We start from the raw sequence: 3,088 nt of genomic DNA, 5'->3' as shown, positions 1-3,088 counted from the left end.
GGTATAGTAAAAAGGTTTTGAAATAAAGCTTTGATAGGATTCCTATTCAAATAAGAGTCTAACGAGGATCACAAAGATAAAAAAGAGCATTACCCAAACGAATGTTTTCTTTTCAGGAAATAATTTGGGCTTTTCAAGCTGCATCAAAAGTCTCTTTCGTACCTATCTCTTTAACGTAACTAAGTTGTAAGTAAACACAGCACTAGGGTAGCGTAATAGAACTTTGCTCTATTACGTACTATATAGTCGGTAAGTCTATATTTCCCACATTCATAGGAATATCAGCATCTTCATATTCTATCTCAAAAGCTGGACCATTCGGGGCATCTACAAAACGTGTAAAGTTCTTTTGAAAAATGAGATTCACTGTACCGGTAGGTCCATTTCTCTGCTTCCCTATGATGATCTCTGCATCTTCTTCAGGTTTTTTTCTAAACTCAGAAGTATACTCTTTACCTTCAGCCTTAGCTTTCATCTCTTTTTCTTTCTCTTGTGCTTCACGATAGACATCGTCACGATAAACAAAGAGGATAATATCAGCATCTTGTTCTATGGCTCCAGACTCACGCAAGTCAGAGAGCATCGGACGTTTATTGTCCCTGCTTTCCACTCCACGGTTAAGCTGAGAGAGTGCAACGATAGGGATCTGCAGTTCTCTGGCCAACTGTTTAAGCCCTCTTGAGATTTCAGAGACTTCTTGTTGTCTTCCTTCTCTACCCTCACCACTCATCAACTGTAAGTAATCTATAATAGCTATAGTAATCTCCGGGTGCTGTGCTTTGAGTTTACGAAGTTTACTTCTTACATGATGAATCGTTGCATACCCGCCGTCATCTACAAAAAGTTTTTTTGTGGAGAGATCCTGGGTCGCAGCAGAAAGCTGACTCCACTGTTCATCTCTAAGATCACCGACTCTAAGTGCCTGAAGCGGTATTGAAGTTTTTGCAGAGAGGAGTCTGAGCATAAGTTGTTCTGCCGGCATCTCTAGAGAGAAAAATGCCACACCCTCATTACGTTCTATAGCTTTGAGTGCCATATTGAGAACAAAGGCAGTGTTATGAGTTACAGTCATATCTTCTAGTAAAAAAAGGTGGTTGCCATCTAGTACAAATCCATAATAGTCATCTACTTTATCATACTCTACTTTTATTCCTGTATGTCTATGCTCTCTATTTGACATCAATCCTCTTGCTTTTTTTCGTGCTATTTTAGTAGGAATTTTATCCAAATGTCCTACGATACGAATTCTATACACATCACCCTCATAGCCTATAGATTTAATCGTTGCTTTTTTCTTAACCAACGACACTCTAAATCCAAGTGAATCAGCTAAAAACTTAATATCGTATGCCAATGTTTTACTTTTTTGTACTATTTCCATCACATGATATGTATCATCGTAGTACCCATCACTATCTATCAATCCTGCTAAAATTTCGAATCTTTGTTTCGTACTATTTCGTGAATAAATCGATGGGATATGTTTATTATTAATTACTCCAAGTGTTCTAAGTTTACCTTGTAGAGAATGACTTAAATCTTTTAAAGCACCTTCTTTTTGTATGTTAGTAATTCCATACATCGTACACTTACCCATTACTTCATAACGATGTAACTTTTTGTCAAGTCTATAAGCATAGTCTTGCAGGTATTCAACAATCTCATCATCTTCAGTAGCTATATGTATGTCACTCTTTCTTCCATCACCCAACCACAATCCTAAAAAATATGGCTCGATATCTAAAGGTATTTCACTAAATTCTACGGCTACCTTGTAGCCTTTATAATTCGACTTAAATTTAGCACTTTTATTTATATATTCCGATACTTCTATATTTAACAAATCGCCATGCTTATGTATACCCTCATTACGAGATCGTTTAAGTGAAAGTATATGTGATTTATTGACCCTATAGTCAATACCTTTATTTTGACGAATCCAATACATCTCTTCTCTGCCTCTAGCAAGTGAGAGTACATTTCTTGGAGTAGAATCATCACCCATCAGTTTATCGCCGACCATAACATCTTCTACTTGTTTGAGACTACCATCATACATAAGTACTTTAGTGCCTTTACCTAAACATTTTCCCATCGCAGGACGTGCTGCGATGATCACCAGGTCCCCTTTACCAAAACCGGAAGTTTTATCATTGAGGTTTCTAAATCCTGTATCTGTACCGATGAGTTTGGAGTTTCCAAGTGCTTTTAGACGTTCTATCTCAGCCATCATGGATAAGGTGATCTCTTTGGATTCCCTAAAATCATCAGAAGTTGAATTTTGTGTGATTTCATAGAGTTTTTTCTCTACCAGATTCATCACCTCTTCAGCAGGTAGATCATCTTCGATAGTCACTTTTTTGATCTCTGTTGCAAGTGTTGCCAAAGCCCTTTTACTTGACTTTGCTTTGATCTCTTTGAGGTATGCAGCAGTGTTAGTAATAGGATTTGCGGAAAGCAAGTCAAGCATCCCTACTTCATCAAACTTACCCATACTATTCAGTTTAGAACGTAAAAACTCATCATCAAGCGGTTTTTCTTCTACAGAAAGTTCTTCCATCGCAGCAAAAACATGCTGATGAAAAGGCAGATAAAAATCATGTGGTTTTAGCTTGGCAGCGATCTCTTCATACGTTTCAGGATCAAAGATAATCGCAGAGAGTACTGCTCTTTCTATGTTTAAGTTGTACATATTTTCCATTATTTATTATCCTCTGCGAATTTCTCTACTTCTTGCACAAACCTCTCCACTAACTCTTCTTCAGGAAGTCTTGCAACCACTTCCCCTTTAAGCATCACTAGTCCTGAACCCTTGCCATACGCTATAGCCACATCTGCATGTTTAGCTTCACCTATAGCATTGACCACACAACCCATCACAGAAACATCCATAGGTGTTTTAATGTGTCCCGTTCTTCTTTCCACTTCTGCTACAGCGCTCACCAGGTCAGCCTCTATGCGTCCACAGGTAGGACAGGAGATGATATTCAACCCTTCTTTTATCCTGCCGCTGTCTTTAAGTATGGCTTTCCCGACTTTGATCTCTTCTTCGAGTTCACCGGTGATGGAAACTCTCATTGTATCACCT

General features: G+C 38.2%; 2 protein-coding genes. Both read right to left on the bottom strand.

Annotated elements, in window-relative coordinates; all coding sequences use genetic code 11:
• Window positions 1-238: 238 nt before the first annotated feature.
• Entirely contained in the window at window positions 239-2,692 is a 2,454-nt protein-coding gene (dnaB, locus tag WBM70_RS09165; protein ID WP_424558207.1) for a replicative DNA helicase, read from the bottom strand.
• Window positions 2,693-2,700: 8 nt separating this feature from the next.
• A partial coding sequence (locus WBM70_RS09160) for a flavodoxin-dependent (E)-4-hydroxy-3-methylbut-2-enyl-diphosphate synthase (RefSeq protein ID WP_424558206.1) occupies window positions 2,701-3,088 on the bottom strand: 388 nt, incomplete at its 5' end.

The sequence above is a fragment of the Sulfurovum sp. genome (assembly GCF_049668085.1).
In the GTDB taxonomy this organism is placed as follows: domain Bacteria; phylum Campylobacterota; class Campylobacteria; order Campylobacterales; family Sulfurovaceae; genus Sulfurovum.
The sequence above is the reverse complement of the archived record's forward strand: the minus strand, read 5'-3'. Positions and strand labels throughout refer to the sequence as shown.

Coding starts and splice junctions, on each gene's coding strand:
- dnaB (WP_424558207.1), bottom strand. CDS start 2,692: ATGTACAACTTAAACATAGAAAGAGCAGTACTCTCTGCGATTATCTTT.